Source organism: Gordonia phthalatica, from assembly GCF_001305675.1.
Taxonomy (GTDB): Bacteria; Actinomycetota; Actinomycetes; order Mycobacteriales; family Mycobacteriaceae; genus Gordonia; species Gordonia phthalatica.
On sequence record NZ_CP011853.1, the window covers coordinates 1,927,412 to 1,949,090 of the forward strand.

General features: G+C 69.7%; 21 protein-coding genes and 2 pseudogenes. 11 read left to right on the top strand and 12 right to left on the bottom strand.

Annotated features, from left to right (window positions below):
- The first annotated feature begins 7 nt into the window (after nt 1–7).
- The 4 genes from ACH46_RS09015 to ACH46_RS09030 all read left to right on the top strand — a co-directional run bounded on the left by ACH46_RS09015 (nt 8) and on the right by ACH46_RS09030 (nt 3,076).
- Entirely contained in the window at nt 8–1,168 is a 1,161-nt protein-coding gene (locus ACH46_RS09015) for a glycosyltransferase (protein ID WP_082399534.1), read from the top strand.
- Nucleotides 1,159–1,353, top strand: coding sequence for a DUF3046 domain-containing protein (locus ACH46_RS09020; protein ID WP_062392606.1), 195 nt, complete (start codon nt 1,159–1,161; stop codon nt 1,351–1,353). Before ACH46_RS09015 ends, ACH46_RS09020 begins: the two co-directional genes overlap by 10 nt.
- A gap of 188 nt (nt 1,354–1,541) precedes the next feature.
- A complete protein-coding gene (gene recA / locus ACH46_RS09025) occupies nt 1,542–2,582 on the top strand; it encodes a recombinase RecA (RefSeq protein ID WP_062392607.1) in 1,041 nt (346 codons plus the stop codon).
- Nucleotides 2,582–3,076: a regulatory protein RecX gene (locus ACH46_RS09030; protein WP_062392608.1), complete on the top strand. Its 495-nt coding sequence runs from the start codon at nt 2,582–2,584 to the stop codon at nt 3,074–3,076. Before recA ends, ACH46_RS09030 begins: the two co-directional genes overlap by 1 nt.
- Here ACH46_RS09030 and ACH46_RS09035 read toward each other — a convergent pair.
- The 4 genes from ACH46_RS09035 to ACH46_RS09050 all read right to left on the bottom strand — a co-directional run bounded on the left by ACH46_RS09035 (nt 3,060) and on the right by ACH46_RS09050 (nt 6,386).
- The gene (locus tag ACH46_RS09035) at nt 3,060–3,956 is read right to left on the bottom strand and encodes an amino acid ABC transporter permease (RefSeq protein ID WP_062392609.1); all 897 of its coding nucleotides are present in this window, start codon (nt 3,954–3,956) and stop codon (nt 3,060–3,062) included. The genes ACH46_RS09030 and ACH46_RS09035 overlap by 17 nt on opposite strands.
- A complete protein-coding gene (locus tag ACH46_RS09040) occupies nt 3,953–4,636 on the bottom strand; it encodes an amino acid ABC transporter permease (protein ID WP_062392610.1) in 684 nt (227 codons plus the stop codon). The genes ACH46_RS09035 and ACH46_RS09040 overlap by 4 nt, the downstream gene beginning before the upstream one ends.
- Nucleotides 4,637–5,584 carry a glutamate ABC transporter substrate-binding protein gene (locus ACH46_RS09045; RefSeq protein ID WP_062395190.1) on the bottom strand — a complete coding sequence of 316 codons (948 nt, stop codon included), beginning with the start codon at nt 5,582–5,584 and terminating at the stop codon, nt 4,637–4,639. It lies immediately after the preceding gene.
- A 73-nt stretch (nt 5,585–5,657) separates the two neighbouring features.
- Nucleotides 5,658–6,386 carry an amino acid ABC transporter ATP-binding protein gene (locus ACH46_RS09050; protein ID WP_193392978.1) on the bottom strand — a complete coding sequence of 243 codons (729 nt, stop codon included), beginning with the start codon at nt 6,384–6,386 and terminating at the stop codon, nt 5,658–5,660.
- A gap of 127 nt (nt 6,387–6,513) precedes the next feature.
- On the opposite strand from ACH46_RS09050, the gene miaB reads away from it, so the two are divergent.
- Entirely contained in the window at nt 6,514–8,022 is a 1,509-nt protein-coding gene (gene miaB, locus ACH46_RS09055; protein WP_120298711.1) for a tRNA (N6-isopentenyl adenosine(37)-C2)-methylthiotransferase MiaB, read from the top strand.
- The gene (locus ACH46_RS09060) at nt 8,019–8,678 is read left to right on the top strand and encodes an Rv2732c family membrane protein (RefSeq protein ID WP_062392613.1); all 660 of its coding nucleotides are present in this window, start codon (nt 8,019–8,021) and stop codon (nt 8,676–8,678) included. The genes miaB and ACH46_RS09060 overlap by 4 nt, the downstream gene beginning before the upstream one ends.
- 21 nt (nt 8,679–8,699) lie before the next feature.
- Here ACH46_RS09060 and ACH46_RS21275 read toward each other — a convergent pair whose 3' ends face one another.
- The 4 genes and pseudogenes from ACH46_RS21275 to ACH46_RS09075 all read right to left on the bottom strand — a co-directional run bounded on the left by ACH46_RS21275 (nt 8,700) and on the right by ACH46_RS09075 (nt 11,567).
- Complete coding sequence (locus ACH46_RS21275; RefSeq protein ID WP_157851032.1) at nt 8,700–8,849, bottom strand: hypothetical protein; 150 nt, start codon at nt 8,847–8,849, stop codon at nt 8,700–8,702.
- 142 nt (nt 8,850–8,991) lie between these two features.
- Nucleotides 8,992–9,569 (bottom strand): annotated as a pseudogene (locus ACH46_RS21940) (carboxyl transferase domain-containing protein); the annotation flags it as partial.
- Nucleotides 9,460–10,079 (bottom strand): annotated as a pseudogene (locus tag ACH46_RS21945) (carboxyl transferase domain-containing protein); the annotation flags it as partial. The pseudogenes ACH46_RS21940 and ACH46_RS21945, both read right to left, overlap by 110 nt.
- A gap of 159 nt (nt 10,080–10,238) precedes the next feature.
- Nucleotides 10,239–11,567: a DUF349 domain-containing protein gene (locus ACH46_RS09075; RefSeq protein ID WP_062392616.1), complete on the bottom strand. Its 1,329-nt coding sequence runs from the start codon at nt 11,565–11,567 to the stop codon at nt 10,239–10,241.
- Nucleotides 11,568–11,717: 150 nt separating this feature from the next.
- Between ACH46_RS09075 and ACH46_RS09080 the strand changes: the two genes are divergently transcribed.
- The 4 genes from ACH46_RS09080 to hflX are packed head-to-tail and all read left to right on the top strand — an operon-like array spanning nt 11,718 to nt 15,736.
- Entirely contained in the window at nt 11,718–12,452 is a 735-nt protein-coding gene (locus tag ACH46_RS09080) for a class III extradiol ring-cleavage dioxygenase family protein (protein WP_062392617.1), read from the top strand.
- The gene (gene miaA, locus ACH46_RS09085; protein WP_062395192.1) at nt 12,446–13,354 is read left to right on the top strand and encodes a tRNA (adenosine(37)-N6)-dimethylallyltransferase MiaA; all 909 of its coding nucleotides are present in this window, start codon (nt 12,446–12,448) and stop codon (nt 13,352–13,354) included. The genes ACH46_RS09080 and miaA overlap by 7 nt, the downstream gene beginning before the upstream one ends.
- Nucleotides 13,355–13,380: 26 nt before the next feature.
- Nucleotides 13,381–14,280: a diaminopimelate epimerase gene (gene dapF, locus ACH46_RS09090; RefSeq protein WP_062392618.1), complete on the top strand. Its 900-nt coding sequence runs from the start codon at nt 13,381–13,383 to the stop codon at nt 14,278–14,280.
- A gap of 55 nt (nt 14,281–14,335) precedes the next feature.
- Nucleotides 14,336–15,736 (top strand): GTPase HflX, encoded by a 1,401-nt coding sequence (gene hflX / locus ACH46_RS09095; protein ID WP_062392619.1) that lies wholly within the window; start codon nt 14,336–14,338, stop codon nt 15,734–15,736.
- Between the two features lie 38 nt (nt 15,737–15,774).
- On the opposite strand, the gene ACH46_RS09100 is transcribed toward hflX, so the two are convergent.
- From ACH46_RS09100 to ACH46_RS09115, 4 genes are read right to left on the bottom strand one after another with little or no spacing between them, the layout of a single operon-like run.
- On the bottom strand, nt 15,775–16,035 hold the full coding sequence (locus tag ACH46_RS09100; RefSeq protein ID WP_062392620.1) for an HPr family phosphocarrier protein: 261 nt from the start codon (nt 16,033–16,035) through the stop codon (nt 15,775–15,777).
- A gap of 44 nt (nt 16,036–16,079) precedes the next feature.
- Nucleotides 16,080–18,077 carry a PTS fructose transporter subunit IIABC gene (locus ACH46_RS09105; RefSeq protein WP_062392621.1) on the bottom strand — a complete coding sequence of 666 codons (1,998 nt, stop codon included), beginning with the start codon at nt 18,075–18,077 and terminating at the stop codon, nt 16,080–16,082.
- A gap of 38 nt (nt 18,078–18,115) precedes the next feature.
- Nucleotides 18,116–19,063 (bottom strand): 1-phosphofructokinase family hexose kinase, encoded by a 948-nt coding sequence (locus ACH46_RS09110; RefSeq protein ID WP_062392622.1) that lies wholly within the window; start codon nt 19,061–19,063, stop codon nt 18,116–18,118.
- Entirely contained in the window at nt 19,060–19,830 is a 771-nt protein-coding gene (locus tag ACH46_RS09115; protein WP_062392623.1) for a DeoR/GlpR family DNA-binding transcription regulator, read from the bottom strand. Before ACH46_RS09115 ends, ACH46_RS09110 begins: the two co-directional genes overlap by 4 nt.
- Nucleotides 19,831–19,965: 135 nt before the next feature.
- Here ACH46_RS09115 and ACH46_RS09120 point away from each other — a divergent pair, with 135 nt between their 5' ends.
- The gene (locus ACH46_RS09120) at nt 19,966–21,678 is read left to right on the top strand and encodes a phosphoenolpyruvate--protein phosphotransferase (protein ID WP_062392624.1); all 1,713 of its coding nucleotides are present in this window, start codon (nt 19,966–19,968) and stop codon (nt 21,676–21,678) included.
- Nucleotide 21,679: the final 1 nt, after the last annotated feature.

Here is a 21,679-nt window from a genome sequence, read left to right on the forward strand (position 1 = left end):
TGCGATCGTGGCCGGGTCCGACGCCGGGCATGCATTCCCGGCGCTGGGCCTGGCCACTGCGCTTCGCGAGGCCGGCGACCGGGTGATCGTCTACACCGGTGAACGGTGGACCGCGATCGCGCAGCAGCGCGGCCTCGACGTCCGCCCGTTGCCGGGGCTCGCCGCGCGTCCGGGGGAGGACGACGACGATGCCGGTGCCAAACTGAGTGTCCGCGCCGCGCGGATGGCTCTCGAGCTCGCACCCGAGCTGGCACTGCAGGATGTCGATCTGGTGATCAGCGACGTCATCACGATCGCCGGCGGCTGGGCCGCCGAACTGGCAGGGCTTCCGTGGATCGAGCTGTCGCCGCACCCGTTGTACGAGCAGTCGCGCGGACTCCCGCCGATCGGCGCGGGCATGGCGGCCGGAACCGGGCCGGTGGGCCGTTTGCGGGATGTGATGCTGCGCGCCGGGGCGGACCGCGCGGTCGCCAAGGGACGCCGCCAACGTCGTGCGGCGCGGTCGGGCATCGAACTGCACGACGACGCGCAGCCGATCGCTAGGCTCGTCGCGACCCTGCCCGGTCTGGAGGTGCCGCGCCCGGACTGGCCGGAGCGCACGCACATCGTCGGGCCGCTGCTGTTCGAACCGACGGATGCGATCTTCGATCGACCGGTCGGCGACGGCCCGCTGATCGTGGTGGCGCCGTCGACGGCGGCGACCGGAGCCGGCGACATGGGAGCGCTGACGTTGGCCGCCCTGGCCGACCTGCAACGGACCCGTCCGGTGCGGGTGGTGTACTCGGCCCTGGTGCCGCCGGTGGGCGACCGGGTGCCCGACGGGATGGTCGCGGCCACTGCACGGCAGGACGAGATCCTGGACGAGGCGGATCTGGTGGTCTGCGGTGCCGGCCACGGCATGCTCGCGAAGGCGCTGCGGGCGTCGGTTCCCGTGGTGACGGTGCCGGGCGGGGGGGACCAGTGGGAGCTCGCGAACCGCGTTCAGCGGATCGGCTGCGGGCGCCTGGTCCGGCCGGCCACCGTGGAATCGCTGTCCGAGGCGATCATCGCGGTCCTCGACGATCCCGCCTACGCGGCGGCGGCCCGGCGTGTCGCGAAAACCTCTTCATCGACGGTCGACCCGGTGACCGTCGTGCACCGATCGTGGAGAATGGCTGCATGCGTTTGACGGAGTTCACCGAGCTCACCGAGTTGGAGTTCGGCCGCCGCCGAGCCGACGGACTGCTGAAAGACCTGGTCCTGGTCGAATTGGGCAGTCGGACCGGCCTGGAGGCGATCGATGACGGCGTGGATCCGAAGCTCGTCTGGCGGGCTCTGTGCCGCGAACTCGACGTCCCCGCGGAACGCTGGTGACGCGCCGTTCCGCGTGTCGAATTGAACTCGAACATCTGTTCGCTATCCTGTGATGGAACCGGAGCGTGCTCTGGTGCGTCTAATCAATGACCGCGCGAAGCAGAATTGTCAGACCCTGCTCCTAATGTGTGGTCACGACAGCAGAGAACGTTCTGGCCCACGGCTAGAGACATCCGGAGGAGAGACCGATGGCAGGCACTGATCGGCAGAAGGCACTGGATCTTGCGCTCGCGCAGATCGACAAGAATTTCGGCAAGGGCTCGGTGATGCGCCTCGGTGAGGACGCCCGCGCGCCGATGGAGGTGATTCCGACCGGTTCGGTGGCACTCGACATCGCACTCGGCATCGGCGGACTGCCTCGCGGCCGCGTCGTCGAGATCTACGGTCCGGAGTCCTCGGGTAAGACCACCGTCGCACTCCACGCGGTCGCGAACGCTCAGGCAGCGGGCGGCATCGCCGCCTTCATCGACGCCGAGCACGCCCTCGACCCGGAGTACGCCGCCAAACTCGGCGTCGACATCGACGCCCTGCTGGTGTCGCAGCCCGACACCGGTGAGCAGGCGCTGGAGATCGCGGACATGCTGATCCGCTCGGGTGCTCTCGACATCCTGGTCGTCGACTCGGTGGCCGCACTGGTTCCGAAGGCCGAGATCGAGGGCGAGATGGGCGACAGTCACGTCGGCTTGCAGGCCCGCCTCATGAGCCAGGCGCTGCGCAAGATGACCTCGGGTCTCAACAACTCGAACACCACCGCCATCTTCATCAACCAGCTGCGTGAGAAGATCGGCGTCATGTTCGGCTCGCCGGAGACCACGACCGGCGGCAAGGCGCTGAAGTTCTACTCGTCGGTCCGCCTGGACGTTCGTCGCATCGAGACCCTGAAGGACGGCACCGAGGCCGTCGGCAACCGCACCCGCGTCAAGGTCGTCAAGAACAAGGTGGCCCCGCCCTTCAAGCAGGCCGAGTTCGACATCCTCTACGGCCACGGCATCAGCCGCGAGGGCTCGCTGATCGACCTCGGCGTGGCCGAGGGCTTCATCCGCAAGTCCGGTTCGTGGTTCACCTACGAGGGCGACCAGCTGGGACAGGGCAAGGAGAACGCCCGCAAGTTCCTGCTGGCCAACCCGGACATCGCCGACGAGATCGAAGGCAAGATCAAGGACAAGCTCGGCATCGGCCGTCCGAAGGACGACGCCGACGCCATCGCACCCGAGCCCGTCGACTTCTGATGACCGCCCCCGGACCGTCTCCCTGGGACGCCGCCTTGCGGCTCCTGGGGACCCGGGCCCGGAGTCGGGCCGAGATGCGCGAGCGCCTCGAGAAGCGTGAGTTCACCGCCGACGAGGTGGAGACCACGCTGACGCGCCTCGACAAGGCCGGCCTGCTCGACGACGCCGAGTTCGCCGACGAGTGGGTGCGGTCGCGTCACCTGTACTCCGGCCGGGGTCGCGTGGCGCTCAAACGTGAACTGCGGGTCAAGGGCATCGACGAGGAGGTCGCCGCGCAGGCGCTCGCCCAGATCGATCCGGAGGACGAGCGTGCCAACGCAGTCCGGCTCGCGGAGAAGAAGCTGCGGGTGTCTGGCGAGGAGCTCGCCGACCGCGAGGTCCGGGCCAAGGCCTATCGCAGGCTGGCCGGAGCTCTCGGTCGACGAGGCTTCCCGCCCGACATCGTCGGATCGGTCGTCAAGGAAGTGCTCGACAACGCTAGCCGATCTTGTTGAACCCCGGAACGTTCTCCATGGTCTCCAGCTCGGCGACGTCGGGGTCCGGCGCATTGGTCTTGCGTCGGCCTCGACGGAGCCGGCGTTCCAGGTAGTTGGCGAATCCGGTGAGGCAGAAGTTGATGACGATCATGATGATCGCCACGACCACCAGGGACGGTAGATAGTTGCCCCAGTACGACGCCGAGACGATGCCGGACCGGACCACCTCGATGTAGCCGAAGGCGTAGCCCAGTGCGCTGTCCTTCAAGGCGATGACCATCTGTGAGATCAACGCGGGCAGCATGGCGGTGACCGCCTGGGGGAGCAGGATCATCCGCATCATCTGCGACTTCCGCAGACCGATCGACTGAGCGGCTTCACTCTGTCCGCGCGGAACGGCTTGGATGCCTGCGCGGAGGATCTCCGCGATCACCGAACCGTTGTACAGGGTCAGACCGAAGACGACCGCGGCGAACGACAGCTGCGACGACGGCACCACCGCGTACTTGGCGAACAGGAAGTACGCGAAGAACATCAGGATCAGCACCGGGAGTGCGCGGAAGACCTCCACGATGAACCCGGAGACCATGCGAACCCACTTGTGGTCGGACATGCGCCCGATACCGAGGAACGCTCCGATGATCAATGCCAGGACGATCGAGACGAACGCGGCCTTCAGTGTTCCCCACAGTCCGGGAAGAATCCAGGTGGTCCAGGTGCCGCCGACGGTGAACGGGTCCCACTTCTCGGCGGCGAACTGACCGTTGTCGGCCAACACGGAGACCATGTACCCGAGCGCCGCCACCACGATGACGACGAAGACGACGGCGGTGATCCGATTGCGTGCCCGGGCCCGTGGGCCGGGAGCGTCGTACAGAACAGTCGACTGGTTGCTCATCGCTTGACCGCCCATCGCTTGGCCGCCCAGCCGAAGAAGGCTCCCTCGGAGAGCGTGATGATCATGAAGCCCACGGCGATGATCGCGAAGATCACCAGGATCTGGTCGCCGTTGGTCTCCAACTCCGACTTCATCAGCAACGCGGCCTCACTGACGCCGATCACCGAGGCGATCGTCGTGTTCTTGGTGAGGGCGATCAGGACCGAGCCGAGCGGTGCGATCACCGTGCGCAACGCCTGCGGCAGGACGATGAGTCCGAACACCTGCGGGAACGACAGCCCGAGTGAGCGGGCGGCCTCCGCCTGACCGATCGGCACGGTATTGAAACCGGCTCGGAGCGTCTCGCACACGAACGTCGAGGTGTAGAGGATGAAGCCGAGCACGGCGAGCCGGAAGTTGTTGCTCTCGATGAACGTCGCATTGTCCGGAGCCAAGGCCAGTCCGAGATTCTGATACAGGCCGATGGAGCAGAAGATGATGATCAGCGTGAGCGGGGTGTTGCGGACGACGTTGACGTAGACCGTCGCGAAGCCGCGCATCACCGGGACGGGGGACACCTTCATGCCGGCGAGGAGCACGCCCCAGATCAGGGAGCCGATCGCCGAGTAGAAGGTCAGTTTGATGGTGATCCAGAACGCGGGCCACAGTGCCGGGCCCATGCTCTCCCACAGTGTGGACATCTAGGAGTCTCCTTCGCAGGGGGTGCCGGGCGAGGTCAGGAAGTCCAGGTCGCCGACGGTCGGGAGGAGCTTGTATCCCGACTCGGGGGCGTCGGCCCGGGCGATCCATTCGTCGACGATGCTGTCGCCGAGGGACGAGCGGAGGGCGGTGCTCCACGGTGACTCGGTGGAACCGGCCTTCGGCTGAAGCATGGCGGTGACGGCCTCATTCGCCTCGGTGACGGCGGCCGGGTAGTCCTTCGCCATACCGATGCCGTAGCGCTCGGTGGAGAAGGGGGCGCCCTTCTTCTTCAGCTTGCCCTTGACGCAGGCGTTCTTCGGATACGTCATCGACACGAGCTTGAACTCGCCCGGGTACTTGTTCGCGTAGCCGGCCAGGATGGTCTCGTCGGTGGTGAGGGCGTCGACCTTGCCGCGCCGCAGTGCTTCCACGCACGACGAGTAGGAGTCGTACTCCTGCAACTGCACGCCCGAGAGCTGGGCCTTCACATTCTGCGCCGACGTGGAACCGCTCACCGAGCAGAGCTTCTTGCCCTTGTCCAGATCGGTCAGCGAGGTCAGCGACGTGTCGTCCGCGCGCACCAGCAGGCCCTGGTAGGTCACCAGGTACGGTCCGGCGAACGCCACCTTCTTCGAGCGAGCCTCGTTGATCGAGTAGGTCGCGGAGATCATGTCGACCTCGCCGTTGCCGATCAACGTCTCGCGCTGCGCGGACGGCGTCTCACGCCAGGTGATCTCCGGATGGGCGACACCGAGCTTGTCGGCGATGTGATTCACCACGAACTCCGACACCGTGGGGTCGAAGCCCACCACCGAGCCGTCGGGGTTCTGCTGTCCCATTCCCGGCTGGTCGTACTTGGTGCCGAGCACCACGTGTCCGCTCTTGATGGATTCGATCAGGTTGCGGGGATCGGAGCTGCCACACCCTGCGATCAGGGCCGCGATCATTGCGACGACCGCGCCGACGGCGATCAGCCGACGGCTTCGTGACAGTCGCGTGGTCCGTTGCACGTTCACGGCCTCAGCCTCCCAGGATCTTGGAGAGGAAGTCCTTGGCGCGGTCGGACTTCGGTGCCGTGAAGAAGCTCTCCGGATCGGTGTCCTCGACGATCTGACCGTCCGCCATGAAGATCACGCGGTCGGCGGCCTTCCGGGCGAAGCCCATCTCGTGGGTCACCACCACCATCGTCATGCCCTCCTTGGCGAGGGACACCATCACGTCGAGCACCTCGGAGACCATCTCGGGGTCCAGCGCCGAGGTCGGCTCGTCAAAGAGGAGGACCTTCGGCGACATGGCGAGCGACCGCGCGATCGCGACGCGCTGCTGCTGACCGCCGGACAGCTGGGCGGGGTACTTGTCGCGCTGGGTACCGACACCGACCCGGTCGAGCAGTTCGCCCGCACGCTTCTCCGCATCCGACTTGGCCGCCTTGCGGACCTTGATGGGGCCCAGCGTGACGTTCTCCAGGATCGTCTTGTGCGAGAACAGGTTGAACGACTGGAAGACCATGCCGACGTCGGCGCGGAGCTTCGCGAGGTCCTTGCCCTCGTCGGGCAGCAGCGACCCTTCGATGCGGATCTCGCCGCTGTCGATCGGCTCCAACCGGTTGATGGTGCGGCACAGTGTGGACTTGCCCGAGCCCGACGGGCCGAGGACGACCACCACCTGGCCCTTCGGTACCTCCAAGTCGATATCGCGAAGAACGTGCAGATCTCCGAAATGCTTCTGCACGTTCTTCATTGAGATCATGGGTGTGACATTCGAGTCGGCCATGGGTACAACGTAGTGTCCCGACAAGTGTGACGTGGGCGGATTTGCATCGGCACGTAATCTTAGAGGTGTGAGTGTTGAGGCCCCCCGCCATCAGGCGACCGACATGTCGGTTCCTGCCGTACGTTCCTACTCGGTCCGAACGTACGGATGTCAGATGAACGTCCATGACTCCGAACGGATCGCGGGTCTCCTGGAGGACGCCGGTTACGTCGCCGCGGCCGACGGCGACGACGCGGACCTCGTGGTCTTCAACACGTGCGCCGTGCGCGAGAACGCCGACAACAAGCTGTACGGCAACCTGTCGCACCTGGCGCCGGTGAAAGAGGCGCGGCCCGGCATGCAGATCGCCGTCGGCGGCTGCCTGGCGCAGAAGGACAAGGACGTCGTCCTCAAGCGAGCGCCCTGGGTCGACGTGGTGTTCGGCACCCACAACATCGGATCGCTTCCGGTGCTGCTGGAGCGCGCCCGCCACAATGAGGAGGCCCAGGTCGAAATCCTCGACTCCCTCGATCGCTTCCCGTCGACGCTGCCCGCGCGACGTGACTCGGCGTACTCGGGATGGGTGTCGATCTCCGTCGGCTGCAACAACACCTGCACCTTCTGCATCGTTCCGTCACTGCGCGGCAAAGAGGTGGACCGTCGCCCCGGCGACATCCTCGCCGAGGTTCAGGCGCTCGTCGACCAGGGCGTCCTGGAGGTGACCCTCCTCGGCCAGAACGTGAACGCCTACGGCATGTCGTTCGCCGACCCGGCCGTCCCACGTGATCGGGGCGCCTTCGCCGACCTGCTGCGCGCGTGCGGCACCATCGAGGGCCTGGAGCGCGTGCGTTTCACCTCGCCGCATCCCGCCGAGTTCACCGACGACGTGATCGAGGCGATGGCGCAGACCCCGAACATCTGCCCACAGCTGCACATGCCGCTCCAGTCCGGTTCCGACCGCGTGCTGCGCGCGATGCGCCGCAGCTACCGGCAGTCGAAGTACCTCGGCATCCTGGACCGGGTGCGGGAGGCGATGCCGCATGCGGCCATCACCACCGACATCATCGTCGGCTTCCCCGGCGAGACCGAGGAGGACTTCGCCGAGACCCTGTCCGTCGTCGAGAAGGCGCGCTTCTCCAGTGCGTTCACCTTCCAGTACTCGCCGCGACCGGGCACCCCGGCCGCCACCATGGCCGACCAGGTCCCGCCCGAGGTCGTCACCGAGCGCTACCAGCGGCTGATCGCCCTGCAGGAGCGGATCTGCCTGGAGGCCAACACGGAGCTCGTGGGCTCCGACGCCGAACTGCTGGTCTCGGCGGGCGAGGGCCGGAAGAACTCCGAGACCGGACGCATGACCGGTCGTGCCCGCGACGGCCGCCTGGTCCACTTCCGCGGCGCCCCCGACATCCGTCCCGGCGACGTCGTGACCGTGACGATCACGGACGCCGCACCCCATCACCTGATCGCCGACTCCGGAGTGCACAGTCACCGTCGCACCCGGGCGGGCGACGCACACGAAGCGGGCACCAAGCCCACCACGCCACCGGTCGGCGTGGGACTCGGCATGCCGACCATCGGAGCCACAGCAGTCGACGCGCCGGTCAGCGCCTGCGGAATGGGAGACCTGACATGAACAAGCAAGAAGCCGGAACCTTCAACGAGTACGAGAAGGAACTGCGCAAGGCCGAGAAGAAGGTCGCCGGCGAGATCGACCCGGGCGCCCGCGCGCTCGTCGTCGCCGTCGGCGTGCTCGTCGCGATGGTGTCCCTGGTGCTCCCGCACGCGGGCGAGGCCACCGGGCTCGACGTTCTGACGATGTCGAGCAAGGCGCAGGCCGAGGCCATCAAGCTCCCGTCGACGATCTTCGTGTACCTCCTGGTGATCTTCGCGATCGGCTTCTCCGGCCTCGCGCTGGTGACCCGCCGCTGGGTGCTCGCGCTGGTCGCCCTCGCGGGCACGTGTATCTCCTCGGTGGCCGGTCTGTTGGCGGTCTGGACGCGCAACACCGTCGGTGTCCACGACATCGACACCCCCACCGGGGCGGGCATCGGCCTGTACCTGGGCTGGTTCGTCGCGATGGCGCTCGTCTTCCACTGGGGTCGAGTCGTGTGGAACCGCAGCACCTACCACCTGCAGGTCGCCGAGGACCGTCGCGCCGAGGCCGCCCGCCGCGAGGCGTTCGGCATGTCGCTGCAGCACCCGGTGGCGCCGAAGAGCGCACCGGCGAGCGGTGCCGATGCCGAGAAGAGTGACGAGGACCAGACTCCCGGCGAGACGCCGGAGGCCTGACTCCTCGCCTGCGGCACCGGGTCAGATCGGCGAGATCGACCGCCGCTTGGTCGGCACGCGGGGCGGGCGGCGTTTCACCCGCCGCAGCGCCTCCGCCAGCATCGGCCGGGTGTCGGAGGGGAGCACCACGTCGTCGATGCCGAATCCGTCCGCCGCGAGCAGCGGGTCCACGTTGGCCTTGAACAGCGTGATCAGGTCGGCGCGCGCGCGGAGGCCGGGTCGGGCGCCGACTCGTACTGCGACCGGAAGGCCAGATCTCCGCTGTGGGCCACGCGAGCGACAGGTCGGCGTGGATGCTGCGTCCGCCGCCCATCGCGATGTAGGCGGCGCCGTACGCCTTGCGGGTGACGATCACGAACCTCGGCACCGTCGCGCTGCCCAGTTCGTAGCCGAGTCGGGCACTGCGTCGGACCAGGTTCGACTCCTCCGCGCCGGCCCCGACGAGGAAGCCGGGAAGGTCGATGAGGACCAGGATCGGCAGCCCGAACGCGTCACAGACCGCGACGAAGTGCGCCGCCTTCTCGCAGGCGTGGGCGTCGAGGGCGCCGGCGTGGACGCGCGGCTGATTCGCGACCACGCCCAGGGGCGGCCGTTCACACGCAACGGCGCGGTGACCACGTTCGGGGCGTGGGTGCGCTTGAGTTCGAAGACGGTGTCCACGTCGGCGATCGCCTCGATGACCTCGACGACGTCGTACGCCTGCCGCATGGATGCGGGAATCATGGTGTCGATCGCGTCGGCACCGTCGCCCGGCCGGTGCGGCCCGGGCGTGACCAGCGGTTCACCGCCGGCCGACGGCGGCAGATAACTGAGGTACGCGCGAATCGCGTCGAGCGCTTTCCTGCTCGTCGTCGGCGACCACGTCGACGACGCCTCGCTCCGCCTGCAGATCGGCGCCGCCGATCTCCTCGTTGGTCATGGTCTCGCCGGTCGCGGCCTGGACCAGGGGAGCGGACGAGAGGCCGATCGTCCCGGTACCGCGCACGATCGTCACGAAGTCACAGCTCGCGGAGATGTTGGCGGGCGCGCCGAAGCCGGGCCCCATCATCGCGGCGACCAACGGCACGTGTCCGGACAGGTCCGTCAAACGCAGGAGGAGCTGCGACCCGGGTGCCGCGAGGCGCAAGTCGAGCGCCTCCTGCATCCGGTGCCCGCCGCCGTCCATCAGCATGACGAGGGGATCTCGTCGAGCAGAGCGCGTTCGGCGCACCGGTCGAGTTTGGCCATCCCCGTCGCACCGTTGCTGCCGCCGAGCACGGTGAAGTCGAACGCGGCGATCGCCGCCGGACGTCCGTCGATGTAGCCGATGCCCGTCACGACCCCGTCGCCCGGCGCGACGAGGGGAGCGGCGCCCTGCTGTGCGGGGCCCGGCCCGGCCAGCGCGCCGAACTCGTGGAAGCCGCCGTTCGCGAGGAACGCGACGCGTCCCCGCGCCGTCTGCTTCCCTCGGCCGTGTTGCTTCGCGACCTTCTCGGCGCGTGCCTCATCGGAAACGGCGTGGTAGGCGGCCCGGACCCGGGCGTTGAGGGCGGCTTCGGGGAGACTCGTTCGACGGCCGCACTAGCGGTCCGACAGAGCCGAGTGCGCCGCGGTGGCCCACTCGCGCCACTGCGCGGCCTGCTTCCGCAGGTCCGCGGCGTCGCGGTCCTTACCGGAGTCCTGCGCCTTCTGCGCCTGCTCCTCCAGCTTGTCGGCGCGTTCGGTGAACTGAGCGGCCCGCGCCTGCGCTTCGGGGTCGGTGCGCGCCCAGTCGGCGTCCTCCTCGGCCCGCAGACGCTTCTCCAGCGCGCGGACGCGGCCCTCCAACTTGCTCATCTGCTCGCGGGGGACCTTCCCGATCTCGTCCCACTTCTCGCGGAAGGTGCGGAAGTCGCGGCGAGCGGCCTCGAGGTCCTTGGCAGGATCGATCTGCTTCTCGGCCTCGTCCAGGAGTGCGATCTTCGCTTTCGCGTTCTCCGCGAACTCGGCGTCGCGCTCGGAGTTGACGGCGTTGCGGGCCTGGAAGAACACGTCCTGCGCGGCCTTGAACCGGACCCACAGCGCCTCGTCGGAATCGCGCGGAGCGCGACCGGCGGCCTTCCACTCGGCCAGGAGTTCGCGGAACCTGCCCGCGGTGGCACCCCAGTCGGTGGAGTTCGACAGCGCTTCCGCTTCGGCGATCAACTCCTCCTTGCGGACCTTCGCGCCCGCCCGTTCACGATCGAGGTCGGCGAAGTGGGCGCCGCGTCGTCGGTTGAACGCGTCCCGGGCCTTCGAGTAGCGACGCCACAGGGCGTCGTCGGTCTTGCGGTCGATGCCGCGGATCGTCTTCCACTCCTCCAGGATGGCGCGCAGGCGGTCACCGCCGGCCTTCCACGAGGTGCCCTCCGCGCCGATCTTCTCGGCTTCGGCGGCGAGCTTCTCCTTGCGTGCGATGGCCGACGCGCGCGCGGACTCGCGTTCCTCGCGGACCTCCTGCGCCACATCGTCCGCGCCGGCGACGATCGCGGTCAGCCGGGCGGCGAGGCCGTCGACGTCGCCGATCACCTGCGCGTCGGGGAGTTCGGCGAGGAGGTGTGCCGCGGTGGCCTGAGTCTTCTTGGGGTCGCCGGATCGAGCGGTGAGACGTTCCTCGAGGATCTCGACCTCGGTGGCCATGTCGGCGAACTTGCGAGCGAAGTGCGCGAGCCCCTCCTCGACGGTGCCAGCCTGCCACGATCCGATCTGGCGCTCACCGTTCGCGGTCTTGAGCCACACGCCGCCGTTCTCATCGATGCGCCCGAAGACGTCGGGGGCGGAGACCGGGACGGGATGGACGGGAACCGCGGGTCGCGGTCCGGGACCCGGACGTGGGCCGGGCTTGGGGCCGGGCTTCGGGGTGGATGCGTTCGGGTCGGTCGGGTTAGTCATGCCTCATCCTCATACTCGTCTTCGCCGCGCGGCACGGCTGCCCATCACTACGTGCTTCATTCAAGCAGGGCGGGCGCGCGTCATGGGCCGTGGCCGCAACATTCACCCCGAGAGATTCGGATTCGCCTGCGCCCCGGTAGCGTCGGTGCCGTGCTTGCCCTGCTTGCGATTGTCCCCAGCGCGCCGCTGCTGGTTCCCGAACTGGCCGGTCCGGCCGCCGTCGACACCGCGCCCGTTCGCGACGCCGTCCGGGCGGTCGGCGATCGGCTCGGGCAGGCGGCGACGCGCTGGATCGCGGTCGGGGCCGCCGACGGCGCGAGCGCTCCGGCAGCTGCTGCCGACTATCGGCGCTTCGGCGACTTCGGCGCCTACGGCGTGCCGGTTCGCGTCGAGTTGGGCGGCGAGGCCGGCGCGGGCACCGTGCCGCTGCCGCTGTCCATGCTGATCGCCGGATGGGTCCGCGGGCAGTCGGGCGGTGACACGACGGTGACACCGGTCGTGGTCGACGCCGCGGCGACGGCGCAGGAGTGCCGGGCGATCGGGGCCCGACTGGCAGCCGAGATCGAGGCGTCGCCCGAACCGATCGGAGTTCTCGTGGTCGCGGACGGGGCCACCGCCCTCTCTCGGACCGCACCGGGCGGAGGGGAGCGCGCGAGCGCCGTGGCGCTCCAGGCTCGGATCGACGCGGCGCTGGGTGCTGCGGACTGTGCGGCCCTGACCGGTCTGGGTGCCGAGGAATGCGTCGCCGACGGCGTCGGCGGTCGTGCCGCATGGCAGGTCCTCGCTGCCCTGTGCGCAGACGTCGCCTGCGACTCGTCGGTCCGGTATTCGGGAGCGCCGTTCGGCGTCGGCTACTCCGTCGCACTGTGGGTGCCGCAATCGTGACCGCGCCGGTGGCGGTGATCGGTCCGACGGCGAGCGGCAAGTCCGACCTCGCCCTCGACCTCGCCGAACGACTCGACGGGGAGATCGTCAACGTCGACGCGATGCAGCAGTACCGCGGCATGGACATCGGCACCGCGAAACTCTCGATCGCCGAGCGGCGCGGCATCCCGCACCACCAGCTCGACGTCCTCGACGTGACCGAGACGGCGACCGTCGCCGGGTACAAGGCCGCCGCCACCGCCGACGTCGAACGACTGCTGGCCGCCGGGCGCACGCCGATCATCGTCGGCGGCTCGATGATGTACATCCAAGGCCTCCTCGACGACTGGGAGTTCCCGGCCACCGACCCCGACGTCCGCGCCCGCTACGAAGCGCAGCTCGCGGAGATCGGGCCCCTCGCGCTGCACACGCGACTGGCGGAGGTCGACGCCGCCGCGGCCGCCACGATCCTCGACTCGGACGGCCGCCGTATCGTGCGCGCCCTGGAGGTCGTCGAGATCACCGGGCGGCCGTTCGCGGCCTCCGCGCCGACGATCGGCGAACCGCGCTGGGGAACCAGGATCCTGACCCTCGACCGGGACCGGGACGCCCTCGACGAGCGGATTCGGCTGCGGACGGCCGCGATGTTCGAGGCCGGCCTGGTCGAGGAGGTGGAGGCGCTCTGCGCGTGCGGCCTCCGCGAGGGACGGACCGCGTCGCGCGCCATCGGCTACGCGCAGGTGCTGGCCTTCCTGGACGGCGAGTACGGACTCGACGAGGCGGAGGAGCGGACCTTCTTCGGCACCCGGCGCTACGTGCGCAGGCAACGGTCGTGGTTCCGTCGAGACCCCCGTGCCGTGTGGCTCGACGCCGCGGCGCCCGCGCTGCTCGGCGACGCGTTGCGGGCGCTCGACGCGGACTGACGTCGGGCCCCGCGTAACATGGCCTGGTGACTACACTTCCGGCGCTGACCTATGTGAAGGGTCACGGAACGCAGAACGACTTCGTGATTCTGCCCGACACGTACGCCCAGATCGAATTCACCGCGGAACTGACCGCGGCGCTCTGCGACCGGCAGCGGGGGATCGGCGCTGACGGCGTCCTCCGCGTGGCGACCGCGGGAGCACTCGTGGCCGAAGGCGTTCTGGACCGCCTCCCCGACGGGGTGTCCGGCGTCGACTGGTTCATGGACTACCGCAATGCCGACGGCTCCATCGCCGAGATGTGCGGCAACGGAGTGCGGGTGTTCGCCCACTTCTGCCGCAGCGCCGAACTCGTCGACAGCGACCACTTCACCGTCGGCTCACGCGCGGGCGGACGCCCGGTCACCATCCACCGCGCGGACGGCGTCGACGCCGAGGTCAGCGTCGCGATGGGCGACGTGGTCCTCGGCGGACCGTCGAAGACCGCCGTCGCCGGGCTGCACCTGGTGGGCGAGATGGTCGACGTCGGCAACCCGCATCTCGCGTGCGTCGTCGACGGACTGACCCCCGACGCGCTCCGCGCGCTCGACCTGACGGCGGCTCCCGACATCGACCGGACGGCGTTCCCGAACGGCGCCAACGTGGAACTCGTGACCCCGCTGCAGCCGTCCGACGTGGACGGAGTGGACTTCCACGCCTGGATGCGCGTCTACGAACGCGGTGTCGGAGAGACCCGATCGTGCGGCACCGGTCTCGTCGCGGCCGCCGCCGCTGCGCTGGCGAGCGTCGACCGCACCGAGGGCACCGTCGGACTGACGGTGCCGGGCGGTGACGTCACGGTGTCGCTCGCCGACGGCCGCGCGGTCCTCCGCGGTCCGTCGAAGCTCGTCGCCCGCGGCGAGCTCCTGGCCGGCTGGGCGGACTGACCGCGGAAAACTCGGGTGCGTTCGCTGCGTCCGGCGGGGCACAATGGTCGTACCTATGACTGAACTGACCAATGAGACACCGACCACGGGCGAACTCCAACTCGACGAGCGTGCGTCCCTCCAGCGCGTCGTCGGCCTGTCGACCGAACTGCAGGACATCACGGAGGTCGAACAACGACAACTCCGCCTGGAGCAGGTGGTCCTCGTCGGCGTGTGGCTCTCCGGCAGCGCGGCCGCGGCCGAGGCCAGCATGGCCGAGCTCGCAGCCCTCGCCGAGACCGCCGGATCCACCGTTCTCGACGCACTGATCCAACGACGGAGCAAACCCGACCCCGCCACGTACATCGGCTCCGGCAAGGCCGACGAACTGCGGCAGGTGGTGGTCGCGACCGGTGCCGACACCGTCATCTGCGACGGTGAACTGACCCCGGCACAGCTGACCGCGCTCGAGAAGGTCGTGAAGGTGAAGGTCGTCGACCGCACCGCGCTGATCCTCGACATCTTCGCCCAGCACGCCACCTCCAGGGAGGGCAAGGCGCAGGTGGCGCTCGCGCAGATGGAGTACATGATGCCGAGGCTGCGCGGCTGGGGCGAGTCCATGTCGCGCCAGGCCGGCGGTCGTGCGGGCAGCAACGGCGGTGTGGGCCTGCGCGGTCCCGGTGAGACCAAGATCGAGACCGACCGCCGCCGGATCCGTGAGCGGATGGCCAAGATCCGCAAGGAGATCCGGGGGATGAAGACCGCGCGCACGGTGAAGCGCGCCGCCCGGCGCCGCGGCGGCGTGCCCGGCCTCACGGTGGTCGGCTACACCAACGCGGGCAAGTCGAGCCTGGTCAACGCGATGACCGGCGCCGGTGTGCTGGTCCAGGACGCCCTGTTCGCGACCCTGGACCCCACCACACGCCGCGCCGAGCTCGCGGACGGCCACGAGGTGGTCTTCACCGACACCGTCGGCTTCGTGCGACACCTGCCGACCCAGCTCGTCGAGGCGTTCCGCTCGACGTTGGAGGAGGCGATGGAGGCCGACCTGCTGGTGCACGTCGTCGACGGCGCGGATCCCTTCCCGGGCAACCAGATCTCGGCCGTGCGGCAGGTCCTCAGCGACGTGCTCGCCGAGGAGAAGCTGCCCGCGCCGCCGGAGATGCTCGTCATCAACAAGATCGACGCCGTCGACGGGATCACCATGGCCGCGTTGCGTGCGGAGTACCCCGACGCGCAGTTCGTGTCCGCCCGCACCGGCGAGGGCCTCGACGACCTGTTCCGGGCCATCACCGAGTTCCTGCAGCGCGACGACGTCGACGCCGTCCTGCAGATTCCGTTCGCGCGCGGCGAGGTGATCGCCCGCCTGCATCAGCAGGCGCACGTGCTGGACACCGACCACAACGCCGAAGGCACCCGCGTTCATGTGCGGATGCCTTCGGCGTTGGCTGCGGAGCTGAGCGACCTGGTGGTCTGAGTGCTGAGCGACCTCGTGGTCTGAACTCAGCGACCCGACTACTCGGCGTCGAGGTCCTGAGCGACGAGGGCGGCGATCTGGTCGACGGCGGCCTGATCCTCGCTCTCGACGGTGATCGACGCGCCCTTCTCGGCGCCCAGGGTCATGATCATCAGAGCGCTGCCCGCGTCCACCGGCTCGCCGCCGTCGGCGGCGAGCGTGACCGGGACGCCGAGCGCGGTGGCCGCCTCGGAGATGACGGTGGCCGGACGGGCGTGCAGTCCGACTGCGGAGCCGACGGTGACGGTGGTGCTGGGCATGATGCGCCTTTCTCAGGGGTGGTGGGTGAAGCTCAGTCGAGAGACTACTTCGTGCTGGGTTTGATCTGCTTCGCGGCCAGGACGGCGATGGCGGAGACGATCACACCCGCCACGATAGCGATCAGGAACTTCCACCACGTGCCGTTCATCGCGAAGAGGACGAAGACGCCGCCGTGCGGGGCGCGGAGCTGAACGCTCATCGCCATCGACAGGGCGCCGGTCACGGCGCCGCCGAGCATCATCGACGGGATCACGCGGAGGGGATCGGCGGCCGCGAACGGGATCGCGCCCTCGGAGATGAACGACGCGCCGAGCAGCCAGGCGGCCTTGCCGTTCTCGCGTTCGGGCTCGGTGAACGTCGACGGCCGCAGCGCCGTCGCCAGGGCGAGGGCGAGCGGCGGGACCATGCCCGAGCCCATGACGGCCGCCATGATCTCCCACTGGGGCACGCCTGCGCCGGCGACGCCCAGACCCGCGACGCCGAAGGCGTACGCGGCCTTGTTGACCGGGCCTCCGAGGTCGAGGCACATCATCAGGCCGATGACGATGCCGAGGATGATCTTGGAACTGCCGGACATCGAGTTGAGCTGGTCCTCGAGGGCGGTGTTGACCCACGACAGCGGCCGAGCGAGCAGCGCGAACATCACGAAGCCGGTGACGAGCGTGGCGACGAGCGGGATGATGACGACCGGCTGAAGGCCGCGTGCCCACTGCGGCAACGGGAGCCGCGAGAGCCACAGGGCGACGACGCCGGCGAGCAGACCGCCGACCAGGCCGCCGATGAAGCCCGAACCGACCGCGACGGCGATCAGGCCGGCGGTGAAGCCGGGTGCGAGGCCGGGTCGGTCGGCGATCGCGTAGGCGATGTAACCGGCCAGGACCGCGACCATCAGGCCGATCGCGAGGTTGCCGACCGCGAAGCTCAGAGCGCCGAGGTACTGGAGGAGGCCCCCGGGCGGCAGTTCCCACAGACTGTTGTGCAGCGCGTAGTACGCGGCGTCGGACGTGCCGTCCTCGATGGTGCTCTTGGCGATCTCGTAGCCGCCGAGCAGGAAGCCCAGGGCCATCAGGAGGCCGCCCGCGGCGACGAACGGGATCATGTAGCTGACGCCGGTCAGCAGCGCCTGCTTCAACTGGCCGCCGATGCCGACGCTCGACGCCGCGGAGGACTCGGCGGCCGCATGCGCGTCGCCGGCGACCGTCGCGGCGTTCGGATCGCGGCCCGCGGCGACGGCCTCGGCGATCATCGTGTCGGGTTCGTTGATGGCGCGTTTGACGCCGGAGGCGACCACCGGCTTCCCGACGAAGCGGTCGCGGTTCTTGACGCCGACGTCGGTCGCGAAGATGACGGCGTCCGCGTCGGCGATGGTGGTCGGGGAGAAGGGCGTCGACCCGGTGGATCCCTGGGTCTCGACCTCGAAGTCGACGTCCGCGCGTTCGGCGGCGAGTTTCAGCGCGTCCGCCGCCATGTAGGTGTGAGCGATGCCGGTGGGGCAGGCGGTGATCGCGATGATCTTCGGGCGGGTGGTGGCGGTCGGTGCCGAGGCGGCGGCCGGAACGGCGGCGGGGGTCTTCGCGGGAGCCTTCTTGTCGGCGGTGACGTCGAGGACCAACTCGACGATCGCGTCGGCGTCCGGGGCGTCGCGCAGCGCCTGGACGAACTCGGGACGCACCAGGGCGCGGGCGAGAGAGCTGAGGACCTTCATGTGCTCGCTCGCGGCACCCGCGGGGGCCGCGATGAGGAAGACGATGTCGGCGGGGCCGTCCGGAGCGCCGAAGTCCGCCTTGCGGGCCAGGCGAGCCATCGCGAGCGAGGCGGCGGACACCGACTCGGCGCGCGCGTGGGGGATCGCGATGCCGCCCGGCAGGCCGGTGGGCGACTTCGTCTCGCGGGCGAGTGCGGCGGCGGCGAGCTCGGACGGGTCGGAGGAGCGTCCGGCCGTCGAGACGAGCTCGGCGAGGGTGCCGATGACGGACTCTGCGTCGGGGCCTGCATCGCCGTCGAGCAGGACCAGCTCGGGCGTGATGATCGGTTGGGACATGGTGGTGCCTTCGGGTCGTGGCGGGTGCGGGAGGGGATTCAGGAGAGACGGGTGACGGTGACGCCGTCCTCGTCGAGGACGTCGGGGGTCGGCGGCGTCGTTCCGGGCAGGGAGGCTGCGGCGGAACCGTGCGCGACGGCGCTGCGGAGCAGGTCGGCGGCGGATGCGAGACGGAGGTGGGCGATCAGGTAGCCGGCGAGCGAGGCGTCGCCGGCGCCGACCGTGCTGCGAACGGTGACGGCGGGCGCGGTGGCGAACCAGGTGCCCTCGGGCGTGGTGAGCAGCGCCCCCGACCCGCCGAGGGTGGTGAGGACCGATCCGCCGGTCCGGTCGGCGACGATCCGGGCGACGTCGGCGACCGAGCTCGGGTCGCCCTGCGCCGCGGCGGCCTCCATCGCGTCGCCGTCGCCGCCGGCGATCTCCGCGAGTTCGTGGGCGTTGGGCTTGAGCAGGTCGACGTCGGTCGTGGCGACCGCCGACAGGGGTGCGCCGGAGGTGTCGACGGCCACGCGGCAGCGACGGTCGCCGAGATCGCGGACCAGGTCGGCGTACCAGGTGTCGGGCAGACCCGGGGGCAGCGAGCCGCACAGCGACAGCCAGTCGGCGGTCTCGGCGCGCGCCAGGATCACCGACCGCAGCTCGGCGGCCGCGGCCTCGCCGAGCGCGGCGCCGGCCTCGTTGATCTTGGTGGTGGTGCCGTCGGCCTCGGCGATCGTGATGTTGGTGCGGACCGGAGCGTCGACGGCCACCGCCAGGTGCGGCAGCGACACCGCGGTCAGCGACGCCGGGTAGGGGTCGTCGGCGCGGGCGGGCAGCACCGCGAGCGTCGACGCACCCGCCGCCTGGACCACGCGGGAGACGTTGACGCCCTTGCCTCCCGGCTGATCGATGACGCGGACGGCGCGGTGGACGCCGCCGCGTTCAAGGGTGCCGGGCAGCTCGATGGTGCGGTCCGTGCTGGGGTTGGCGGTGACGGTGAGGATCATGCGATCACGACCTCGATCTGGTGGTCGCGTAGATCCTCCGCGAAGTCGGGGTCGATGCCGCTGTCGGTGACGAGGACGTCGAAGTCCTCCAGGGTTCCGAAGCTCACGAGTTCCTCTCGGTTGATCTTGGTGGAGTCGGCCACGACGACGGTGGTGGCGCAGGCGGCGATCATGGCGCGCTTGGTGGCGGCCTCGTCGGAGTCGGGTGTGGACAGCCCGTGGGCGATCGACAGCGCGTTGGTGCCGACGAAGCCGATCGACGCGCGGACGCGGGAGAGCATCGCGATCGCCTCCGCACCGACCGCAGCTCCGGTCTTCGGGCGCAGTCGACCGCCGGTCAGCAGGACCGTCGCCGAACTGAGCTCGGCGACGATGCCGCCGATCTGCACGCTGTTGGTGATGTACGTGAGGCGGGTGTCGCCGTGGATGGCGAGTGCGAGTTGAAGTGTGGTGGTGCCGGCGTCGATGAGGACTGATCCGCCGTCGGCCGGGAGGAGTCGGGCTGCGGCGGCACCGATCGCAGCCTTCTCCACGCGGCGGGTCTCCTCGCGGACGATCAGGTCGGGCTCGTCGATCACCGCGGCGACGTCGGGACGGACGGCGCCTCCGTGCACGCGGACCAGGTACCCGTTGCGCTGCAGAATCGCCAGGTCGCGGCGCACGGTCTCGCCGGTCACCGCGAACCGGGCGGCGAGGTCGGCGACCGAGACGCGACCGCGCGAACGCACTTCGTTCGCGATCGCGGACTGCCGTTCTTCGGCGTACATCGCGACTCCTTCGAGGCCCGGATCCGGAGGTGTGGATCACAGCGAATGTTGATTTCTGTTGATTTGTTTGGATCTACATCTTTGTTTACATGGGTCCGTGTTGCCACGTCAAGAGGTTCTTGTAATCTGTCTCACATGACCCAGGTGACTTCCGACTTGCAGGCCGACAACCCGTTCGCAGCGCAGACCATCGTCTCCGGCACTCCCGTCGTCGGGGGCCTCGCCTACGGACCCGTGATCCGACCGGGCGAGCGCCCGAGCTTCGACGGCATCGACGCCACGACGATCGCCGAGGACCTCCGCGAGGCGGAGATGGAACGCTTCACCGCCGCTGCCGCCGTCGTCGGTGACCGGCTCGCCGACCGGGCGTCGCACAGCACCGGTGTCGCCGCCGAAGTCCTCACGGCCACCGCGGGTCTGGCGCGCGACCGCGGATGGGCGAGCACGGCGGGCAAGTCCATCAAGGCGGGGGTTCCCGCGCCGCTGGCCGCCATCGCCGCGACCGATCAGTTCGCCGAGATGTTCACCAAGCTGGGCGGCCTGATGGCCGAGCGGGTGACCGACTTGAAGGACGTCCGCGACCGCGTCGTCGCGGAACTCCTCGGTCTTCCGGAGCCCGGCATCCCGAACCCGGAGGTCCCCTCGATCCTGCTCGCCGACGACCTCGCGCCCGCGGACACCGCGGGATTGGATCCGACGCGGGTGATCGGGCTCGGCATGCGGCTCGGCGGGCCGAGCAGCCACACCGCGATCATCGCTCGCCAGCTCGCCATTCCGTGCGTGGTCGCCGCCGCCGACCTCGATGAGATCCCCACGGGGGCACTGGGATACGTCGACGGCGACCGAGGAACAGTCGGAACCGAGCCCGACGCGGACGCCATCGCCGCCGCCGTCGAGCATGCGCGGGAGAAGGCCGAACAGATCGCGGCGTGGCGGGGGCCGGGCCGCACCGCCGACGGGCACGAGGTGCTGATTCTCGCGAACGTCGCCGACGGCGTCTCGGCGCGGGCCGGTGCCGAGGCCCCGGTGCAGGGCGTCGGACTGTTCCGCACCGAACTCGCCTTCCTCGACCGGTCGAACGAGCCGACCGTCGAGGAGCAGGTGGCGCTCTACCGCGAGGTGATCGACGCGTTCCCCGGCCAGAAGGTGGTGATCCGCACCCTGGACGCCGGCTCGGACAAGCCCCTGAAGTTCGTCGCCCACGCCGACGAGCCGAACCCCGCCATGGGTGTCCGTGGCAACCGGATCGTGCAGACCCATCCCGAGATCCGCGACAAGCAGCTCGACGCGCTCGCCGCCGCGGCGCAGGGCGATGGCCGCGCCACGCCGTGGGTCATGGCGCCGATGATCGCGACCGTCGACGAGGCGCGCGAGTTCGCCGGGCAGATCCGCGATCGCGGCCTGATCCCGGGAGTCATGGTGGAGGTGCCGTCGGCGGCCATCATGGCCGACGCGATCCTCGCGGAGGTCGACTTCGTCTCGATCGGCACCAACGACCTCACGCAGTACACGATGGCCGCCGACCGGATGTCGCCCGACCTCGCCACGCTGACCGATCCGTGGCAGCCCGCGGTCCTCGCGCTGATCGCGCGCGTCGGTGACGCCGGACAGCGTCAGGGGAAGCAGGTCGGCGTGTGCGGTGAAGCGGCCGCCGACCCGCTGCTGGCCTGCGTGCTGGTGGGGCTGGGCGTCACGTCGCTGTCGTCGGCACCCGCGGCGTCGGCCGCCGTCGGTCTCAAGCTGAGCGGGGTGACCCTGGAACAGTGCAGGGCCGCGGGTGCGGCGGCGGTTGCCGCCGCGAGTCCCGCGGCCGCTCGAGACGCCGCTCGCGCGGCGCTCGGGGAGTGAT